This is a genomic window from Candidatus Villigracilis affinis (genome assembly GCF_016705895.1).
In the GTDB taxonomy this organism is placed as follows: domain Bacteria; phylum Chloroflexota; class Anaerolineae; order Anaerolineales; family Villigracilaceae; genus Villigracilis; species Villigracilis affinis.
The window spans coordinates 38715-59303 of the sequence record NZ_JADJKT010000018.1; the positions used below are offsets into that span (position 1 = coordinate 38715).

A 20589-nucleotide genomic window follows, 5' to 3' on the forward strand; every position below is an offset into this window, starting at 1 on the left:
GGTTATTCCTGAAAGTCGCGTAATCCAAGGTGAAAAAGGATGAATAACAAAAAAGCTCCAAACAGAAGAAAGACACTTGCGATAAAGAAAAACTCCACAGGAATGACCTGTCCCAGCAGATAACCAACAAAAGCACCCGCCATAAACCCAACGATATATTTCATAAGATCATTCCTTCACTTTTTCCGCTGACCGCAAGGCAGGATGGGAAGGATCCACATCCCGCCACCAGACGATCTCATCCAGAATCAAGCGATACTCCCAAAGCAATCCACTGACGGGCAGGGACTGGAACCAAGCGTTTAATTTCAACTGCATTTGTTCCCTGCTGGACATCAAGGTCAGGGGTTCTCCATTCCCGCGCACCTTGCTGCTGTGGGAAACCAGCCATTCCATGAACCGTTCCAATCTGACCTGCTCCAATACACAAGCCTTGGCGGTGATGTCGGCTGCCATCTGCCGGATCAGAATTTGAAGATCGCTCATCGATCCCACCCGTTATCCGGCCTGGACATTTTCCAGGCCAGATACACCGCGCCGATCATCAGCAATCCAAAGGCGCAGGAAACCGTGCCGAATAAAAGAAGAGTTTGAATCAGCATTAGAAGCCCAGCCTGCGATCATCTTCCTGAGGAGCAGGCTGATGGATCTGGGTGTTGTTCTGTTCCTCGATACGCACCGCCAGGAATTCATCCAGAAGTTTTGCAAGCGCTGCCGGCAGCATGTCCTCCAGCATCTTCGACGCATTTTCCTGCCAGCCATCGGCGGGCAGATAATCATTGGGATGAGCAATGATCACTTCCTCGATCAAGGCTCTGACTCGCAAAGCATCCGCACGCGGCAATGGCTTGATCTGCGTCAACGTCGGCGGCTGCCAGCGTCCACTAATACGCGCGCGCAACCAGCACTGCAGAGAAGGCAGATCGAGAGTCATGTTCCCGTAACGCACGGTGGAACTCAGTGTGGCACGGATCAAGTCGGCATCTTCCGGGTCTGGGGAGAAGAACATCTGGGTGGAAGTATTGGCGAGCATGGCCTGCACGACCGGTTCCATGCCTTCCACTTTGCGCATCATGGATAAGGACTGAGCCAGCACGAACATGCGCGCGCCGAACTTGGCACCTTCTGCCAGCATCGACTCCAGGCGCATGCCCGATCCGATCTCCTGCGCTTCATCCACAATGAAATAGAAAGGTACAGGTTTCTCCAATGTCGCTTTGCGATAGGCGGCATCGAAGACGTTATACAAAACGCCGGCAGTCAGTCTCGCACCTTCGCGCCCCATCTCACCAGAAGGCAGGCGTAACACGATCCAGGCGCGTTCATCAATCCACTGATTCAAATCCACGAAGCGTTCCTGATGCATGGCGGAAAATAACCACGGCGATAACTCCAATGCCATGACCTTCGAGAGCACCGGACTGATCACTTCCGTGACCCAGCCTTGACTCCATTTATCGCCTTCGCCGGTCTGTCCCAGTAGGGCATCCAGCGCCAACGCACCCATGCGATCCCCTGGAGGTAATAGTGCCATTGCCTTATGTCGCCAGGGTTTATTGAAGGCCATGAAGACCACATGCAGAAGTCCCAACCCTGCTTCAGGATGATGCTGGTTCCAGACATGCGCGAGACGAAACAATCCAAGCAATGCCGCCTGCATACGCGGTCCCCAGTAGTCATCCCAGATACGCCGCCCGACCTGCACGATGGCATTGCCTGCCCAGGTGAAATCGGGAACAGCCAGCAGGTTCAAGGGAATGACTTGCGGTTGATCCGGGGTGATGACTCTTAATCGCTTGATTGCTTTTTGCTTTTGTTCCTCCGGTAATTGAGCAATCGCATCGAGGAAGGCATCTGCCAATGAAACATGCGGATCGACCAAAAATATGCCAGGTGCATCATCGCCTTTGGCAATCAACTGCTCCAACATGGAATACACAAAGGAGGATTTACCCGAACGACTACCTCCTGTCGCAAGACCATGTCCATCCGGATCGACACCGACCAGCGCGCCGGTCGCGACACTCTGACCGATCTTGAAACCAGCTTCCAATAACGGCTGGGAAGGTGGCGGTGCCGGGACTTCCTGCCAGACGGCGCGATCCAATAAACCTGATCCTTCACCGAGTTGAAGCGGGGCGATCAGCCCAGCGAGTTCACCAGCTGGCAACGGGAAGGTGTGTTTCTGGATTGCAGTCCAGACTGATTCAATGGGTTGCCACGATTGTTCACCAGCCAATAACGGAAGTTGGATCGGTTCAGTCATGGAAAAGGCAACTTTCAATAACGGCTGTTGTATGCGCAGTTCCACGACTTCCTTGGGAATGGATCTCCACGCAAGCCAATCCCGAATACCAAGTGCGGAGGCAACACAGATCGTGATACCGGCAACCACGAACATGGAGACCCCAAAGGGATTAAACCAACCCGCAAACAGAATCCCGCCGCTGATACCTGCCATGATCATCCCGAGGAACAAGCCTGCCCGCAGGAAATCCAATTGCAAGCCCCAGGAATTGGGTGTGTCATTGCCGACGCCGCCTTCGGTTCCATATGAGTAAGAAGACAGGCTGCGCAACTTTTCCTGCAGATGATCTTCATTCCCGAGCAGCCAAAGACGTAGACTCGCCTCCTTTCCTTCACGCGCTACACTGATCAACCGGCTGCCAATGGCAAGCAAAGGATCGCTATCTTTGGCAGAGGCGATCAAGGATGGCAAACGATTCGATGTTTGCAGGGCATATCCATCTGTCTGAATCTTTACCATGCCTAAACTGCGCCATCTGGAATGCTGCCCGGTCATGGCAGACCAGGACTGTACGACTCCTTCTGCAATATGCGGAGGCAGATACAACCTGACACGCAACCCTTTGGGAGAGGCGATCCATTCCATGATTGTGGGAAACGGCAGTTGTGCGATCCAACCCATAACCTGCGCACGCAGGTCATCCAGAGCATGTGGAGCGAATAGCAATTCCCAACCTTGCCATTCACCTTTGCACATAAGACATTGATCTGGAGCCGTGGCATGTTCATAACCGCAATGGATGCATACATACCCACCATCAGGATGCATGTACCCGTTCTTTGAGTACGTCATCGCGCCACTCCCGTTGCACCCAGCTGCTTCCAGAACTGGATCCATGTCGGAGGAATAGATACAAGGACAGGAAACAAAGCACCGCGTCCTGCAGACGGAGCTGCGAGAAAGACTCGCGGGGGCAAACGTGACGTGATTTCGGCATTCTTGCGTGCTTCACTTTCGGGGACGCCCAGCGAGCGATAAAAGGCAAAGGCTTCATCCGGTCCGAGCCGACCGATGAATGCGGTGGATGCCAGACTCAAGGAAGTGGGATTTTTCATCAGGTCGGCAGGCAAATGCGTGATGAGAGTCACGCCGACGCCACGTTTGCGTGCGCGACGGCCAAGTTCATCCAACAAGTCTGTGAACGGACCGCTACGTAATAAACGCCAGCCTTCATCGATGAAGATGTCCATCGGTTGTTTGCCGACCGTGACCGCATGATACAAAAACCAAGCCAACACTGAATGCACGATGGCACGATTCTCTTCACGTAAGGAAGACAGATCGAAGTTCCACCATTGACCGGCGGGAAAGTGAGGCGATAGCAGCGCTTTAGGTCTATCGAAGAATCCTTCAAATAACCCACCGCGCATAAAAGGACGTAACAACGCCAAAGGCATGGCGGCTTCGGGAACGTTGATCGTTCCCAATGTCTCCACGAATTCCGCAATAGACATCGCACCAGGTTTGCGATCCCAACGTCGCTTCACGGCTTCATGCAGGGCAGCTTGTACACCAGGGGATAAAACAGATTCACCGGCAAGTGATGCGATCAGGAAACGGACTGCCAGTAACAACTCTGCCGGGTTCTCGCCTTGTAGAGGATGAATGAGGCAGGTTTCCGTGTCTTCGGGAATACCAGCCGGTACGACTCTGCCGCCCACGGCTTCACAGAGTTTGTTGTTCTCGCCCTCGGGGTCGATGGAAATAACCGTGCGTCCCTGTAACAAGCGTTGCAACATGATCCAGCGCAAGAGGCTGGTCTTGCCTGCACCGGGTTCTCCAAGAATAAGAGTTGTTGCATGTGGAGGTGGTGGAACAGCCGGATCGAGTCCTTTGGTGAAGGAGAAGTGAATATCGCGTCCATCCCGGGCGTGTGTTCCGATCCAGACCGAATCCTCAACCGGCATAACCTGCCTGGAAGGTGCGGGCAATAAGGGAAGTGTTTCTTCCAGAAATAGTGTCGGCTCATCCAATCCTGGGAACAACTTTCCTCCGGGTTGGAAATGATGCAGAGCGCGTTCTGCGATGTAGAAGAGTCTCTGTGCCGTGAGTCCACGTGCGCGTAAATTCGATTCAATGACTCTGCGTGCGGCTTCCGCTTCCTCAAAGCGATTGCGCTCGACAAAGAGCGCCGACATCAAAGCGATCTTGAAGGCAGGCTTGCCAAAGGTCAGTTCTGACTCGGCGGCATCCATTGCATGATCAGCGGAGCGTTCTGCCATCGAAGGTCGGCGACCGGTCTTCTCTGCCAACGCCATCATGAAGCCTTCGAAGAGTGTTCGTCTTGCCCGCAGGGAACCACGCAGGACATCCGGTGGTTCCCTGCGCATGGATAAGGAATACATGACCGGCAGGTTGGGATAAAAAACATCCGCAGAAAAGCGCGACCAGGGACGGTCTGCCATACCAGGGACACCGGTGCCACGCGCGGAAAGTGGTAACAGGTAGCCACCTGGAAAGAGCAGATGATCTTCCAGTACTTCCACGGCTTCAGAGGCTGTCGATGCAACGAATTGGTCTTGAGGTTCAGGCATGGACGGCATGATACAAAAAGACACGGACGGGTGTTCCGTCCGTGTCGCTAAAGTGATTCTCCTAATATTTATTCAAGGACAAAAAGATTGCTGATAAAAACTCGCGTAGGATCATTGATAATTAGCAATTTAACCCCTTAATTTCTCCTTTTCTTATAGGTGATGAATATCATGTAGTTTTTGTGATAAATTCGATTGAAATTGAACGAATATTTTTGTATTCTAAAAACGCAAAAGAATTAATGCACTTTTTTCCCAGGGGACTGGGGGGTTTGAGAATAATTTGCTCAGCCCAAATAAAAATAACAAAAATAAAAAGCCAAAACGGACTTTTGTCTACATTTAGGAGGCGTATTATGGTGCACATTAAATTGACATTTGAAAAAATTTTACGTGTTCTGCTCGTTTTTTTTGTATTGTTTAATGCAGTAATTCCTTCGTCTTTGGCCAAGGCGCGATCAAAAGATATTTTCAATCTTCCCAAGCTTACTAAGCAGGATAGCAGTCTTTGGAGTGAGTTATTCAAAGGACTTTTTCAAACCTCCTGTCTTCCAAGTGGGGATCTAATAATTGTATCTGGAGAAACCTGCAGCTTAACTGCAGGCACTTATTCATACACCAGTATCACTGTTCAAACTGGTGGTACTTTATTGATTCTGGGTAATGCAACACTAAATCAAGGTGTGATTATTAATGCGAATGAGATTATTATAGAGAGTGGCGGAAGAATTGACGCAACCGGACAAGGGTATCCAAGCGGCGGCCCAGGCGCTGGTCAGGGGCCGAATCCGATCTGGACTGGCGGCGGCGCTGGTTATGGTGGAAAGGGAGAAAGTGGAGATGGCGCCGGGGGAAATGGTTATGGAATCGTAAAATTGCCAGTGGATCTTGGGTCTGCTGGCGGGGTTGGGCGATGTGGGTTGATTTCCATTTGCCCAGGAGGATATGGAGGAGGCGCTGTCAGATTAGTCATTGCTACCACCCTGACAATTGATGGTGAAATTATAGCAGATGGAGTTTCAGGCGGTGGACGATCTGGTGGTGGGTCTGGTGGCAGCATTCTGATCGAGACTGGAACAATCTCTGGAACGGGCACTATTCATTCAAATGGAGGTCCTGGAATGGACGGTGGCGGAGATGGCGCTGGCGGACGCATTGCAGTGTATTACAACACAAGCACATTTCCACTAGATGCACAGCATCTTCAAGCTCGTGGAAAATTCCAGGGAGGAAATGGGGGTGGACCAGGAACGGTTTACCTTGAAGAAACAGGAAGTTCATTGGACAAGCTGGTTGTGGATAACGGTGGAAACAGCGTTACAAATTACGCAGTTCACCCTGCGGGTGGGTATGCCTACGATCAAATTGAAATGTCTGGAAATGGAAAGTTGCGACTGGTTGGTACTTCTTCGCAATTCACATTAACAGGTAACGATGTGCTAACAGGAGATGGTACTGGTTATTTGGAAGTTGAAGGAACGCTTATCACTTCTTCTAATCTATTATTGTCTGATGTTTCCGTAACCATTCTTGGAAACCTTCAAGGGGCTGAAAATATAACATTGCAATCCCCTTCTGTCCTGGAGCTATATGCGACATCGCCTTTGCATACAGGGATTTACACGTTTACAAATTTAACAATTGAAAATGGCGCGACCCTCAAGCTGGTTACAAATGGAAATGGGGATACAAGTTACACAAATGATCCAGGTTTACAAGTCAACCTAACTAATTTAAGTATAGCTAGCGGTGGCAGAATATCTGCTGATGGAACCGGGTACCCCGGCGCTCATGAATCAGGAACAGGTCCTGGGGCGGGTATAAGCGCATGGAATACAGGTGGTGGTGGTGGACATGGTGGGGTTGGACAAAGTGCCAGTGGAAGCGGTGGAATCATTTATGATTCATTGAACCACCCCACTCTGCCTGGTAGTTCTGGTGGCGCTGGACAGGATATTTATCATAGTACTGCACCAGGTGGGGCTGGAGGCGGGGCCATTTGGCTGGTTGTTGGGGATACGGCAAACATAAATGGCGTGATCTCAGCCGATGGTGTTGTTGGAGCTGGAAACTCGGGTGGTGGGTCAGGCGGCAGTATTATCATTGAGGCAGATACATTATTGGGTACTGGATCCATTCATGCAAATGGTGGTCCGCAAAATGGTGGAGGCAATGGAGCTGGTGGAAGGGTTGCAATTTATGCCACAACCTCAAATCATACAATTTTGACCACAGCAAATGGTGCAACTGGGTATGAGATACCGGGGAAAGGGACTGTGTATTTTGATATTTTGGGTCTTGCAAATTCTACAGTAGAGATAACTCCCGCGCAAGTTATAGCTGATGGAGCCGACCAAGGCACCATCATAGTTACTCTGAAGAATGTGGATGGCTATCCCATGCCAAACAAGCCAGTGGAAATCGCTGTCATTCAGGGGCCTGGAGTAAAAATTAATGGGCAGCCTGTTAGCCCAAACCAGTTTGTCTCTATTGGGACAACGGATGAGAACGGCATCATATCCTCAACGCTTTCGACTGGACAGGCGGGGATAAGGGTTTTTCAGGTGCGAAGCAATCAGGAAACGATCCTGAATACAGCATCGGTTGAGTTTACCCAACCATTGAACGGGCCAATCGTGGAAGAGCAATCCGTGGTTTCTTCGGCCTCCGCAGGTGATGAATGTGCCGATTGTATTGGTTGTTCGGTCAATAATACCCAAGGTAGTGCAGGTGGTCCCATCAACACTCGTACCGGCGGATATGATTATACAAACACCGATATTTCATTTGTAACCTCTGCCGGAGAATTAAGCTTTGTACGCACCTATTCTTCATTGGTTTTAAGTCAGACTACCAACCTTTCACTTGGCTGGACCCACAACCATGATATGCGTCTCATCTTCCCGAGTGATCCGGGGGGACAGGAAGACGTAGTACTGCTCAAGTCCCGTTCGGCAAATGAATATAGCTTTTATGAGAACCAAAATGGTACATATGAAGCCGCGCCTGGAATTCGCGCAACCTTAGTTCGCAATTCGGGATCACCAGTTACCTTTACCGTTACCGATAGCAACCAAAATATCTACGTTTTCAATGTAGATGGACAATTAACCACCTTTGAAAATCCACAGGGAAATGGGTGGTCTTATACATACAATGCAAACGATGATCTGGATCGGGTAAGCGGAAATGACGGTATATCCTTTCTGGAGTTTGATTACGATACTCAGGAAAGAGTGACAACCATTACAGATCACACCGGGCGAATAGTAGCCTTTGCCTACGATACTTACGGTGATCTGATTAGCGTCACGGATATTTTAGGGCAGATATGGACTTATGAATATGATGAAGCTCATCGAATCACAAAAGCAAGCGCGCCGGATCTGACCATAATTGAGAGAACCGAATACGATTCACAAGGGCGTGCTGTGCGTCAATACGACGGCGAAAATAACCTTGTGGTTGAGATGATTTACCATGCAGATGGAACGACTACCGTTAAGGATGGGTTGGGATATGAACAAACCCATACTTATGATGGACGTGGGACTCTGGTTGGTGAAACAAATGGAGTAGGCGCTGAAACGACTACGGTCTATGGAGATAATTTCCAACCGACAAGTGTGTCTAATGCGGCCGGCCACACCCTGGAAATGACCTGGAGCACAGATGGTGTAAATCTGCTTAACAAAACCGATCCGGCCGGTAATACGACTTCCAATACATATGATGCCCTCAACAACCTGACCTCCACGACGAATCCGTTGGGGAATACAACCAGTTATACATACGCAGGAAAATTATTGACGAGCACGACCGACTCCTTGGGTGGAGTAACATCCTACACGTACACTTCCGCCGGTTATTTATCTTCGGTTACAGATTCCCAGGATAGGATTACTACTTACACCTACACTGCATCTGGGCAGCGCGCTTCCATGACAGATTCAAGCGGAAACACCTGGCAATATACCTATGATGCGCTTGGGAGATTGACGGACACGATTGACCCGCGTGGACGGGTATCTCATACGGAATACAACCCGGCTGGGCAGATTGTCCGATCTGTGCAAAACTATTCCCCCACCCGTCCGCAGAATGATCAAAACCTGTATAACATTGTTACGGATATACATACAATCCACGTGGAAAACAGATTTCAGTAACCGATACTTATGGGCGTACGACAAGTTATGTGTATGATAATGCGGGTCGCCTGATCCAGACGATTGATGCTCTCGGAAACACAACTACCAATGAGTACAATCCCGCTGGGCAAGTGCTTTCCACTACCGATGCCCTGGGGAATGAAACTACTTATACATATGATGGCACCGGACGATTGCTTAGCACCACGAATGCGTTGGGAATATCCTCCGGTACAACAGCCTTCGATATTCCTACCAACACCTCCACTGTAACGATTATTGCTGGCGCGTCATCACCTTTTACTACGATGAAATGGGGCGTGTGATTCGCGTAGTAGACGCATTGGGGAATTCCATCTATACCAGCTATGATGTAAATGGAAATGTGGACACCCGAACTGACCCGTTTGGCAGAGTGACGCAATATGAATATGACGAACTAAATCGATTCGTCCGTACAATTGACGCAAATGGCGGCATTGTAGAGACGGTCTACAATGAAAATGGACAAAGAGTTGCTACAATTGACGCAATGGGGAACCAAACAACTTACACGTATGACTCTCAGGGGCGGTTAGTTGCAACAACCGACCCATTAGGACGGGTAAATCAAACGGAATATGATCTATATGGACGGCGTACTGCCAGCATTGATGCAATGGGGAATCGAACTGAATACACCTACGATCTAATGGATCGAGTTATTGCTGTGGAAGATGCTCTTGGACAGATTACTACCACTACATACAATGCCTTGGGGAACGTGATTTCCCGGATAGATGCGAATGGGCATGCGATAACGTATGCGTATGATAATCTTAACCGTACCATCACGATAACCGATCCAAATGGCAGTACCACTGCGAATACGTACGATTCCGCAGGAAATCTTGTGGCTGTGATAAACGACCTTGGTGAGATAACCACTTACACGTATGATGCCTTGAATCGCCAGGTGGCCATGACTGACCCATTGGGAAATACCACCCAAACTATTTTTAACTCGCTTGGCCAGGTCTCGAGCGTAATTGACCCCAATGGAGTTGTAACGCACTTTGAGTATGATGTTCTCGGCAGGCAAATCGCTGTCGTTTTAAATTATAGACCCACGGTCCAGCCAGATGCGGAGACCAATGTCCGTTACGAGTATGTGTATAATGCAGCGGGGAATCGCACTTCGGTGGTGGATCCAGATGGCAATATCACAACCTATGCCTATGACGCACTTAACCGTGTAACAGGCAAGACAGATCCACTTGGCAATACCTGGACATATACCTACGATGCAGCAGGCAACCAAGTCTCCATAATGGACGGTAAGGGGCAGGTGACAAATTATGTGTACGACAATGCACGACAGTTGACCACAATTGATTATCCAGGCACTGAACCGGATGTTAACCTTGCCTACAACTTGAATGGGCAGCGTCTCTCAACATGACCGATGGCCTCGGTGAGACAACCTGGAGCTACGATGTCCTCAATCGCCCGCTAACTATCACTGATTCTAATAACGCAACAATTGGTTATGAATACGATGCCGTTGGCAATCGCACAGAATTGACCTACCCAAATGGTAATGCAGTTACATATGGGTATGATTCTACAAATCAACTGTCGTCTGTGACCGATTGGAACAATGCCACTACCAGCTATGACTATGATGATGCCGGACGTTTGATTTCTGTTTCGCGACCAAATGGCGTAAACTCCAATTATGGATACGATGCAGCTGGGCAAATTACCCAATTAGAGCATGCATTTGGAACTTCTTCAATTGCCTCTTATTCGTACAATTATGATCCCGCAGGTAATTTAGTGCAGGCGATTGAAAACATCACCCAGCCAGTTCCTCCAACGCCCATACCCACTTTCACAGAGACTCCTTCGGAAACCCCAACAGAAACACCTACATTTACTCCAACAATTACGGATACTCCTACAGAGACACAAACACTCACTCCGACAGCGACAAGTGCTCCTACTACTGTTTATACGCTTATTCTCCAGCCGAACGGCTCGGATGGCGTGGACAATTACATTCTAAAGAGTTCAGCCTCTACAAATTACGGTACCTCTGCAGATATGGGGGTCGGGGAGAAAAACAATGCAACCAATAGTGTGGCGCGCAGCTTGGTGAAGTTTGACCTTTCCTCCCTGCCTTCCGATGCCACCATCCTTTCTGCCACCCTTTCCCTATGGACATCACAGGATTTATCAGATAATGACACTACAGTCAATGTGTATCGTCTAAAAGTTCCTTATAACGAGACCCAATCCAATTGGAACCGATCAGCCACCGGGGTAACCTGGCAAACCGCCGGAGCATCGGGGGCAAATGATCATGAAGGCATGTCCATTGGATCAATGCAATTGCTCGCAAATGAGCCGCTGAATATAGAGAAGCAAATCCCTCTTGATGCAGCAAAAATTCAGGAATTAGCGAATGGAACTTTCACCAACAATGGCTTCTTCCTGTCTACCAGCAGCGAATTGAATGACCGTTTCATGTTCAAGTCGTCGGATACCTCCACGGCCTCTCAAAGACCTAAACTTGTGATTGAATATACATCACCCTCCACCACGCCTACCCCCACTGCCATGCCAGGCTTCATCTTTGCGGATGGATTCGAGAGCGGAAATTTCTCTGCCTGGTCTGAGGCCAATACTGATGGTGGTGATCTGTTTGTTTCCCACGAGGCTGCCGCCATAGGTAATTACGGAATGGAGGCGTTTATCGATGACATTTCTCAGATCGAAGTAGATGATGATAGACCAAATGGCGCTACCCACTACAGTGCGCGGTTTTATCTGAATCCAAATACGGTGTACATGCCAAATAATAATTCCATGTATGTTTTTGTTGGTGATACCGACCCGGATGGATGGGCTTTTTGTCTGGGAATGAAACGTATGGCTGACTATTATTCCCTGGCCATGTGTGGTCTGGACGATACCAACCAATGGCTAGATGGGAAGGAGATCTATATCTCCGACGAATGGCAAGCGGTTGAAATGGAGTGGAAGGCGGCTACAACCAGTGGCGCAAACGACGGTTATATGAAGTTATGGATTAATGGTGTACTGGTGGACACTATTAGTAACATAGACAGTGATGCCTCACGAATAACCGATGTTTCACTTGGATTCGACAGCGATGTCTCTGCAAGTTCCAGTGGATCAGTATATTTTGATGCATTTGAATCGCGGCAAGGTCAGTATATTGGGTTAGCCCCGAACGGTCCTGTATTATCGCCTCCCAACACTGATTTGTTATTAAAGGATAATTTTGAAGGTAACGATTTTTCCCTATGGAGATCCAATCCCTTGGTGGGAAACGGCGACCTGAGTATTTCAACAAACGCCGCCATAGCTGGGGCATATGGACTGCAAGCATTGATCAATGACACAACTGCAATCTACCTGGTAGAAGATGATTTTCTATTCAACGAGCCGCAATATCACGCACGTTTCTATTTCGATCCAAACTCGATTGCCATCCCGGGTAACAATGCATTCTCAATCTTTAGCGGAGGCAATAGCACAGGTACAGCCTTCCGTATAATGTTGTATGGAAACGGGGGGACTTATAAATTACAAGCACAGCCTCGTAACGATACCACCGCATACATTCAAGGCCAGCAAATTACTATGGCAGATTCGCCGCACTTGATTGAAATTACATTCAAAGCATCCAGCGCGGCAGGTTTAAGCGATGGTTATTTTGAACTTTGGCTGGATGACATGCTTGTAGATACTATTGTCAATTTAGATAATGACACTCGCAAAATTTCATATACCGAACTTGGCGCAACGGGCAGTCTGGATGTGGGTACAAATGGAACCATCTATTTCGATGAATTCGAATCGCGCCGCACTGCGCATATTGGGGCGGCTTCAGGTATTCCACTCCCTTCAGCTACACCCACAGCAACTCCAACAAACACTTCTGATCCAAATATTACGCACCTGAATATCCCAATTGTTTCCAATAATGATGATGCAGAAGAAGATACTACTGGTTGGGTGAACCGAACAAGCAGCGACCTCGAATTGGTGCATGATGCTGATAATCAGCAAGTTGGAATGCGCTTTACTGGTGTCAATATTCCACAAGGAGCTACAATCCTGAATGCCTATATACAGTTTACAGTCGATGAAACAACCTCTTCCGAGGCAACCTCACTTATCATTCAGGCAGAGGCGAATGACAACCCAATCACGTTCGGGTCCGCAAATAAAGTATCCACCCGTCCCCGAACAACAGCTTCAGTAGCTTGGGAGCCTTTGCCTTGGCTTACCGCTGGTGAAAGCGGTGTGAATCAACGCACCCCAGACCTCGCATCCATTATTCAAGAGACTGTTAACCGCACAGGTTGGACAAGCAATAACGCCATTGCATTCATTATTACCGGCACAGGGCACCGTGTAGCCGTAGCCTATGATGGGAGTGCAAGTGGCGCACCACATCTTTATATTGAATACATTATGACTGCCGCTACAACTGAGCCTACGCTTACAGAGACTACTCCCCCCACGCTCACATCGACTCCCGCCGAAACATCAACGCCAACCCAAATTGGCGCAGTGCTTCCCTCTGGTGGCGGAGGAGCGCTCTTTGCCATGCTTCCGCTTCAATTGGATTTAACCGCCACACCCACACTAACGCCCGATCTCTTGATACCTGATACATTAACTCCTACATCGATTCCCTTGCCTTCGGCGACAATACAGCCTTCAGGACCATTAACCATCAACTATACCTACGACGCCCTACACCGTTTAACCGCTGCAAACTACAGTGACAGCAGAAATTTCGCTTACACCTACGATGCCAATGGCAACACTTTGACTGCCAGCGATCCGACTGCGACAACGGCTTATACCTATGATGCAGCTAATCAATTGGTGACAGCCCAGGCGGATGCAACTATTTGGCATTACGAATACGATGCCAATGGCAGCCTCGTAGAAGTTTTGCCAGATGGTAACGCAGCCAGCGGCGCGAAACGCTACACCTACAACACAGCAGGATATCTGACGGAAGTGGAATCCCATAATGGATCAGGTTGGAACTCCCAGGCTGAAATGACCTACAATGGTTTTGGTACGCGCATGACCTCCAGTGCGTTTGGCGTTACCACGCAGTATGTTTCCGATGGACAAATGCCCCTGACCATCACCTCCACCGACAAGACCACAACCGTTCTGTATGGATTGGGACCGATTGCCGAACAGACCGCTGAATGGAATTACGTGCTGAATGACGGCGTGAACATCCCACGCCAATTGACCGATATTGGCGGGGATGTCACAATGTCTGTGCGATACAATCCCTGGGGAAAACCCCTCGAAACGAGTGGCACGGGCAATTTCGACGCCAGTTACATCGGGACATTGATTGACGCCACTACTGGCTTGATTTACATTGGCAATGGGCAATATTATGATCCTGAGACGGGAAGATTCCTGACGCGCGGGGTAAACCCGAACCGTACGAATCCCTATGTTCCATGGAATCCGATAGGGGCGGTGTTTGGTCCGCTGGTTTTGACCTCAATTTATTATTCACGCAAGAAAGGGAAAAAATCCCCTTGGTTGGCTTTAATCTTCCTTGGGTTGTTTTTGGCGGGATGTTACTGCCCAATTCCTGGAACTCCGTGGTCTGCGCCAGAAGTACCTAATGGTGTTGAGGATAATAGCGGCTCTGGAACAGTTACACCTGATCCAACCCAAACTCAACCGCCGACCGAAATACCGATTACACCGGCACCGTGCACGGATTGTAGTACATCAACGCCAACACCGACGCCTGCACCTATTCCTAATGAGACAGAGATCGCGGCTACCATTGAGGAATTGGTATCCTACATTATTGAGAATAACACTAAATCACCCGACTATGCCAGAGTTAGAAATTACCTAAGATGGCTTATGGATGAATCTGGACGTCAAAACCTTAACACGAATCATTTAGCTTATATATATGCAACCTCTCATATCGAAAGTAAGTGGATTGATTTTACCGAGCAATATGATGGTGATCCAAGAGAATACTTCAAAAGGTATGATGGCATCCTTGGAAATGTATACGAGGGGGACGGCGAGAGATACATGGGACGCGGCTTTATACACCTAACTGGTAGAGAAAATTACAGAAATGCTAGTAAAAGTCTCGGTTTATGGGTTACAGATGCTAATGGAACCTCATTGCCAAAACTGGAGGAATATCCGTTTTACGCACAATGTGGGGCTGATACAAGCGGTTGTGATGGTTATGATTATGTTACCAATGTCGCAGTCAAAGGTATGGCCGGAGGTTGGTTCACGGGCAAGAAGTTATCTGACTATGATAATGCAGATGGTAGCTATGGGTTTTATGACGCCCGAACAATTATTAATTGGCCTGGTGCAACACCAGATGCAACAGAGAAGGCGAAGAATTTGGGGATAGGTTTTGCAGAAATTCTTGGTCGGCAATGTCCATTAGGTGGAACGTCAACAGGTATAGTATGCCGCCCTGTGCCATAGGAAAGGAATTGCTATGACAAGACTAATTGCACACCCCCCCACCAAGTTCGCTTTCATGTTGTTCATTTTGCTTACAGGTTGTATACCTGCGAGCAAAATCTCGACCGAACCTGTTTTATCGACATTGGATATTACAGGCGAAGCAGTCTATAGTGTGTTTGTAAATAGCCAAACATCTGCTGAAAAAATTCTTCTAACAAACCTTGACACAAATGAAACTGTTGAATTAACGGATTCGGGCAGTAATAGTGCTCCTAAATGGTCATCAGACGGCAATCAAATCCTGTATTTATCTTGGACCTCTGAAAACTACTTTGATATATATATTATGAACAAGGATGGTAGTAACAAGAGATCTGTGTTGAGTACTCCTGCTAATGAAAGGATGGCTGATTGGTCGCCTGACCAGAGGAAAATTGTGTTCATTTCGGATAAAGATGGTTCTAGTGAAATTTATACGATTGATCTGGAAACTCAAATTGTTTCAAGGTTGACATATAGCCCGGCAGATAAAGCCTTTCCAAGTTGGTCTTCTGATGGAAAAAACATAGCCTTTGTCTCGAGCGTTGAAGGAGATGGCAGATTGCAGGTTTTCACTATGGATGTGGATGGTGCAAACATTAAGCAGGTTACTGATTACAATCCTGATTATTTTAACAGAGATCCAATTTGGTGTCCGGATGATGATTGTATTGTTTTTACCAGATTGGCAGGATCTGCCAAATTAATGTTGCTTGACTTCCACACTATGGAAATAGCACCCTTCGTTGGTGATTTCGTCCAACCAGAGCAAGGTGAAGTAATTGATCAAGGAAAGCCAACTCGATCTCCGGTGAGAGGTTTTGTTACTTTTTCTGTTGGCGGAACTTTTTATGCAATGGATATAAAAAGGAGAGAAATTTATCCACTAGGTATCCATGCACTTGATTTATCACTTTATCCATAGTGCATAAGAATCGTTTGAATTGAAAAATTAACTTTGGTTAGGTTTAGAAGATGAAAGCCCGTCCGCAAGCTGCCTGGCTACTTATGTGCAAGCGCAGAAAGCTACGCTTGCACATAAGTAGATTGATATAAAATAAAAAATAATCTCTTGAGCAAAGCGAATACCGCCATTCAGGAATTGGTGTATGGGAAGATCAATTCCACGATCAACCAGTTAGGCGCCTTCATGAATGATGCCTCTGCTCAACGTGGCAAGAAGATTACGAAAGCCGCTGCAGATGACTCAATTATGTAAGCACAAATCATAATCGTTCTACTTTCCGTTGCACCAACTCCTGACATGACCATGACGCCGACGAAAGGAAATTCTACATCGGCAAAAACGGAGAACTTATTTCAAAAAAATGGGCATTGCTAGGTGCTCAACGTCGAGTGCTGAAATCCAAGGTTGAGTTTGCGAGAGAAGCTGGCATGCTTCTCTCGCAAATAAAGTAGGGAGGAGTCTATCTAGCCCTTACGCCTCCAATGATCGAAACGACGGTTTTGCTTGCCACAACGATGCCTTTCATATCGGACAACGGGAGGTGAAAAGGCACAGGCACTGCATCTTTGAAATTAACAGTGAAGGTCATTTCAAGAGGCGAGTGATCTGAGGTAATAGGATGTGAGGTGTAACCATTACTGCCGATATCCAACCGTGATTTGAATATAAATGATGTGTAATTTTTACTTATATTCCAAATTTGGATTATGCACCCAGCGGGTCAAGCCTTCAATGGAAGTATGATCCAGATACCGAATCCGTAATCCAAAGCTGGCACACAATCCACTCACTCCCTCCCACCAAGCAATTCCCTCATCGCCCGGAAGCACAAACTCCAATACAGTTCGCCGTACAAAAGGGAGTGGATACTCCTGTACTGCCAAGGTCAGTCCCTGATGCAATATATCCAAGCCCTCTGTAGCAGGCGTGTTCCATCGTTGAACCTGTTTCTGGAACTCCAACCTCGGTTCCGGGTCGGGCCAGAACAATTGCAACAGGCGTAGTGTCCAGCCCGGTTGCATTGAGGATAGGATCGTCTTGTACGCCTCCTGCGGTCGCACATCGGGACGATCCGGGTCGGCGTACACTTCCGCAAATAAGCGCTTGGTATCATCTTCACCCATCAAAGCCGAGTGATTGCCGACCTGTATAAAGCCCTTTGCCAATACAAAGGTTCTCGTCGAACCAATGGTCTGCTCTGCCATTACAACCCCGCCTTGAAAATAGACTCGGGGATATTCAGATCGTTCGCCCGAAAGCCCGGTCGCATGGGACGGTTGCCTGTTGGCGTCAACCCTTTACCGGCTTCGTGCTTGAATAACGGAGAAAACGAAGGACGGGCGGCGGTACGCTCCACGATGGTGGACACTTCCACGATCTCACGCACGATCTGTCCATGTTGCGGATTGCGTTCGATATATACCGCTGCAGTCACCGCCTCCGCAAAGGATTGGGCGACCTGTATCTCGGACATGCGTGCCGCATCGGGATGAGCCTGCACGACCTGTAGAAAGCGCGGCCAGACATGCTCGGCACTGGTGGCATGGATGGTAAACGCACTGTGTCCATGACCTGTCGCTGCGGCGCGGATCAATTCCCATGCCTCCGCACCACGTGCCTCACCGATGACGACTCCATGCGGACGCGAACGCAAAGCAGAACGGATCAAGTCATACATGGTGACCGGTGGCGGACCGCCACGGATCTCGGGACGGGTTACTGTGTAGATGATGTTGCCTGTATCTGCCTTGCCATCTCCATTCCAGCCGTTCAGGACGATCTCATTGCTGTCCTCCACAATGAACAAACGGATCGCACCACGGGGGTAATAATCCAACATCTCTTGAAGAATTCGTTGACCCACAAAGGTCTTGCCGGAACCAGTTGTGCCGGCGATGACAAGTGTGCCCCCATGCACCATGACACTCAACAAATAATTCGCAGCTTCGGGTGTGAGAATGCCATTGCCGCGTGGAAAATCCTTTGGATCGAATTTAGGTCGCGGGACAGGTGGGAGTCGGTTTTGACATAACAATGCCAGACTTCCCTGAGTGAGGTCAGAGGCCGTGCGATAGTTTGAAATGCGCAAGGTGATCGTATCGCCGTAAGGCGATGCCGGCGGCATAACATAATTGATACGCACACCCTTGCGCCGAACCGTTCCATCCACAAGCGGAACCATGACCTGCAACATGGCATCCGCAATTGGGTAATCGGGAGTTGGCGCGCGTTGCCCGGCACGGTCGATCATGACTCTGAGTGCATCCCCGATCCCATCCGGTGCAGCTCCGGCGTGTTCCCAGCCATTACTTGTGGTGTACACATAGATGTGCCCCAGGTTGATGGCGATGTCTTCGATATCCGAACGGGCGATCAGTTCCAGTAAAGGACCCATCCCGGAGAGTTCACCGATCAGGCGCAGGATGTATTCTCGGGTAAAGAGACGCCTGCATCCACCGCACGAACACTTATTTCTTCAAAGACCTGACGGGCCAGAGCTTCGATCTCCGTGGAGGTCATGCTCTTTTGCAGAGATTCGATGGCTTTCTTTGCACGTCCTTCCTCCGCAAGAAGAGTCCACCAACGTTCCATCTCATCCGAGGAACGCGCTTCCGAAACAGGTTTGAGGGTTTTGCCTGTAATATCAAACATGCCTTAGCCCTTCCCGAACCAGCTGCGTTTTTTCGTCGGGCTGGGTAGCAATCCAATCCGTGAAGCACCTTCACGAACAGCGGGCACAAAATGAGAGGCGAAGCCAAGTAATGAATCGGCGAACGGTCCGAGTTCCTCCAGCTTCTCCTTCTTGTAGCGCCAGATCAGGATGTCCTCGCGTCGATCCGAGTTCACAGCTTGTGCTGCCAGACGCGGGTCTACGATGGGGATGATACCGTTTGGAATCAAAGCCAGTTCGATCTTGTCTTCAGTCAATGCCTGTTGCAACATCTTATGCGCCGCCTTGAAGCCATCGCCCACTACCTGGTTATAGCAGAGCTTAACGCGGCTCCCAATAAACTCATGGGCGCTGCTCTTGCCGACCACACTTGCTAGGGAGTTGATCATGCGTGCGATCCAGCGACGTGTTTCCGCGAGATCAGGAATTTCAGGTTTGATCACAATGGCAATCCCTTCTGCTGCTTTCAACGCAGCACGATGCACAACATGCGCAGGGTTGATACCAACATCCATAATGACCACGCCGCCTGCTGCGACTCCTGCCTCATACAACCCTTGAATGACCTCCGCGACTTTCGCTTCCTGTTGCAAGACTTCGTCGCCCAGATCATCGGTGATAAGACCTGGCAGGACTCTCAAGGTCGGTAAATTTTCCAACGGCGTAAAGGCATTGAGATAGGCTGCGCCGGATGCCACATCGCCCATCACGCCTTTGTTGGCTTTGGCGATCTCACGACGAAGCAAACCGATCATGGTGGTGTTCACCCGCTCCATGCGCATGTGATATTGCAGCGCGCCAGCGTTGCCATCGGCATCTACAAGGTAGGTTGTGATACCTGACAAGGCAAGCGCCACAGCAAGATTGACTGCGACTGTTGTTTTTCCCGTTCCACCTTTCGGCGATGTGATCGCGATCTTCCGCACTGCCATCCCCGATTGAATGCGCGCCGACATGTCGCTACCAAGCACCGCCCGGCGATATTGATCATCCGCGGCGAGATTGCCGGCATCCGCACGGCGCATCTCTTCATACAGTTTATTGATATCCACATCCGAAGGTGGATATGCGATGGATGGCACGCCGACCCCATTCGCCCAGGACGCCATGCCATCGCCGACGCCCGCGACCACGAAAATCAGCTTGCCACGTTCAGCTGCCTGTACCAGACTCTCCGGGGAGACGGACGATTCAGGCGACACAACAACAAGAGCGCGGAAATCAAACAAGTCAATATGCTGTGGCGTAAAAGCCGCGATCTGGGCGATGACCGAATGACCCTGTTCGGCCAGTTGCATATTCAAGCGGGAGGTCACGGTCCCCGCACCGAGTAACAAAACTTGCATTACTGTCCTCCTCCCAAAACTTCCTCACGATCCGCTTTGAACAAGTCTTCGAAGTCCCAA

General features: G+C 49.1%; 14 protein-coding genes. 6 read left to right on the forward strand and 8 right to left on the reverse strand.

All coding sequences use genetic code 11. From position 1 onward, the window contains the following. Positions 1-2 precede the first annotated feature (2 nt). From IPI86_RS08780 to IPI86_RS08795, 4 genes are all read right to left on the reverse strand, one after another. Complete coding sequence (locus tag IPI86_RS08780; RefSeq protein WP_345297625.1) at positions 3-164, reverse strand: hypothetical protein; 162 nt, start codon at positions 162-164, stop codon at positions 3-5. A gap of 4 nt (positions 165-168) precedes the next feature. Further along, complete coding sequence (locus IPI86_RS08785; protein ID WP_345297626.1) at positions 169-486, reverse strand: hypothetical protein; 318 nt, start codon at positions 484-486, stop codon at positions 169-171. A 115-nt stretch (positions 487-601) separates the two neighbouring features. Next, positions 602-3100 (reverse strand): type IV secretory system conjugative DNA transfer family protein, encoded by a 2499-nt coding sequence (locus IPI86_RS08790; protein ID WP_345297627.1) that lies wholly within the window; start codon positions 3098-3100, stop codon positions 602-604. Then, the gene (locus IPI86_RS08795; RefSeq protein ID WP_345297628.1) at positions 3097-4842 is read right to left on the reverse strand and encodes a hypothetical protein; all 1746 of its coding nucleotides are present in this window, start codon (positions 4840-4842) and stop codon (positions 3097-3099) included. Before IPI86_RS08795 ends, IPI86_RS08790 begins: the two co-directional genes overlap by 4 nt. A 182-nt stretch (positions 4843-5024) precedes the next feature. On the opposite strand from IPI86_RS08795, the gene IPI86_RS08800 reads away from it, so the two are divergent. The 6 genes from IPI86_RS08800 (at position 5025) to IPI86_RS08825 (ending at position 16764) form a co-directional block, all read left to right on the forward strand. Further along, a complete protein-coding gene (locus IPI86_RS08800; RefSeq protein ID WP_345297629.1) occupies positions 5025-9011 on the forward strand; it encodes a DUF6531 domain-containing protein in 3987 nt (1328 codons plus the stop codon). Between the two features lie 29 nt (positions 9012-9040). After that, on the forward strand, positions 9041-9319 hold the full coding sequence (locus IPI86_RS08805; RefSeq protein WP_345297630.1) for an RHS repeat domain-containing protein: 279 nt from the start codon (positions 9041-9043) through the stop codon (positions 9317-9319). A gap of 365 nt (positions 9320-9684) precedes the next feature. Continuing rightward, on the forward strand, positions 9685-10434 hold the full coding sequence (locus tag IPI86_RS08810) for a hypothetical protein (RefSeq protein WP_345297638.1): 750 nt from the start codon (positions 9685-9687) through the stop codon (positions 10432-10434). Next, complete coding sequence (locus tag IPI86_RS08815; protein WP_345297631.1) at positions 10431-15524, forward strand: DNRLRE domain-containing protein; 5094 nt, start codon at positions 10431-10433, stop codon at positions 15522-15524. The genes IPI86_RS08810 and IPI86_RS08815 overlap by 4 nt, the downstream gene beginning before the upstream one ends. Positions 15525-15537: 13 nt before the next feature. Next, complete coding sequence (locus tag IPI86_RS08820) at positions 15538-16470, forward strand: hypothetical protein (RefSeq protein WP_345297632.1); 933 nt, start codon at positions 15538-15540, stop codon at positions 16468-16470. A gap of 147 nt (positions 16471-16617) precedes the next feature. Beyond that, a complete protein-coding gene (locus tag IPI86_RS08825; RefSeq protein ID WP_345297633.1) occupies positions 16618-16764 on the forward strand; it encodes a hypothetical protein in 147 nt (48 codons plus the stop codon). Positions 16765-17195: 431 nt separating this feature from the next. Here the strand turns inward: IPI86_RS08825 and IPI86_RS08830 are convergent, their stop codons facing one another. From IPI86_RS08830 to IPI86_RS08845, 4 genes are read right to left on the reverse strand one after another with little or no spacing between them, the layout of a single operon-like run. After that, positions 17196-17717 carry a hypothetical protein gene (locus tag IPI86_RS08830; RefSeq protein WP_345297634.1) on the reverse strand — a complete coding sequence of 174 codons (522 nt, stop codon included), beginning with the start codon at positions 17715-17717 and terminating at the stop codon, positions 17196-17198. After that, the gene (locus IPI86_RS08835) at positions 17717-18907 is read right to left on the reverse strand and encodes an ATPase, T2SS/T4P/T4SS family (protein WP_345297635.1); all 1191 of its coding nucleotides are present in this window, start codon (positions 18905-18907) and stop codon (positions 17717-17719) included. The genes IPI86_RS08830 and IPI86_RS08835 overlap by 1 nt, the downstream gene beginning before the upstream one ends. Before the next feature lie 17 nt (positions 18908-18924). Continuing rightward, the gene (locus IPI86_RS08840) at positions 18925-19164 is read right to left on the reverse strand and encodes a hypothetical protein (protein WP_345297636.1); all 240 of its coding nucleotides are present in this window, start codon (positions 19162-19164) and stop codon (positions 18925-18927) included. 3 nt (positions 19165-19167) lie between these two features. Continuing rightward, positions 19168-20529, reverse strand: coding sequence for a ParA family protein (locus IPI86_RS08845; RefSeq protein ID WP_345297637.1), 1362 nt, complete (start codon positions 20527-20529; stop codon positions 19168-19170). Positions 20530-20589 lie beyond the last annotated feature (60 nt).

What these genes read in the sequence shown, in the direction of transcription:
- IPI86_RS08790 (WP_345297627.1), bottom strand. Translation starts at nt 3,100, where the DNA reads ATGACGTACTCAAAGAACGGGTACATGCATCCTGATGGTGGGTATGTA.
- IPI86_RS08835 (WP_345297635.1), bottom strand. Translation starts at nt 18,907, where the DNA reads ATGGGTCCTTTACTGGAACTGATCGCCCGTTCGGATATCGAAGACATC.
- IPI86_RS08785 (WP_345297626.1), bottom strand. Translation starts at nt 486, where the DNA reads ATGAGCGATCTTCAAATTCTGATCCGGCAGATGGCAGCCGACATCACC.
- IPI86_RS08845 (WP_345297637.1), bottom strand. Translation starts at nt 20,529, where the DNA reads ATGCAAGTTTTGTTACTCGGTGCGGGGACCGTGACCTCCCGCTTGAAT.
- IPI86_RS08840 (WP_345297636.1), bottom strand. Translation starts at nt 19,164, where the DNA reads ATGTTTGATATTACAGGCAAAACCCTCAAACCTGTTTCGGAAGCGCGT.
- IPI86_RS08820 (WP_345297632.1), top strand. Translation starts at nt 15,538, where the DNA reads ATGACAAGACTAATTGCACACCCCCCCACCAAGTTCGCTTTCATGTTG.
- IPI86_RS08780 (WP_345297625.1), bottom strand. Translation starts at nt 164, where the DNA reads ATGAAATATATCGTTGGGTTTATGGCGGGTGCTTTTGTTGGTTATCTG.
- IPI86_RS08830 (WP_345297634.1), bottom strand. Translation starts at nt 17,717, where the DNA reads ATGGCAGAGCAGACCATTGGTTCGACGAGAACCTTTGTATTGGCAAAG.
- IPI86_RS08815 (WP_345297631.1), top strand. Translation starts at nt 10,431, where the DNA reads ATGACCGATGGCCTCGGTGAGACAACCTGGAGCTACGATGTCCTCAAT.
- IPI86_RS08810 (WP_345297638.1), top strand. Translation starts at nt 9,685, where the DNA reads ATGGATCGAGTTATTGCTGTGGAAGATGCTCTTGGACAGATTACTACC.
- IPI86_RS08795 (WP_345297628.1), bottom strand. Translation starts at nt 4,842, where the DNA reads ATGCCTGAACCTCAAGACCAATTCGTTGCATCGACAGCCTCTGAAGCC.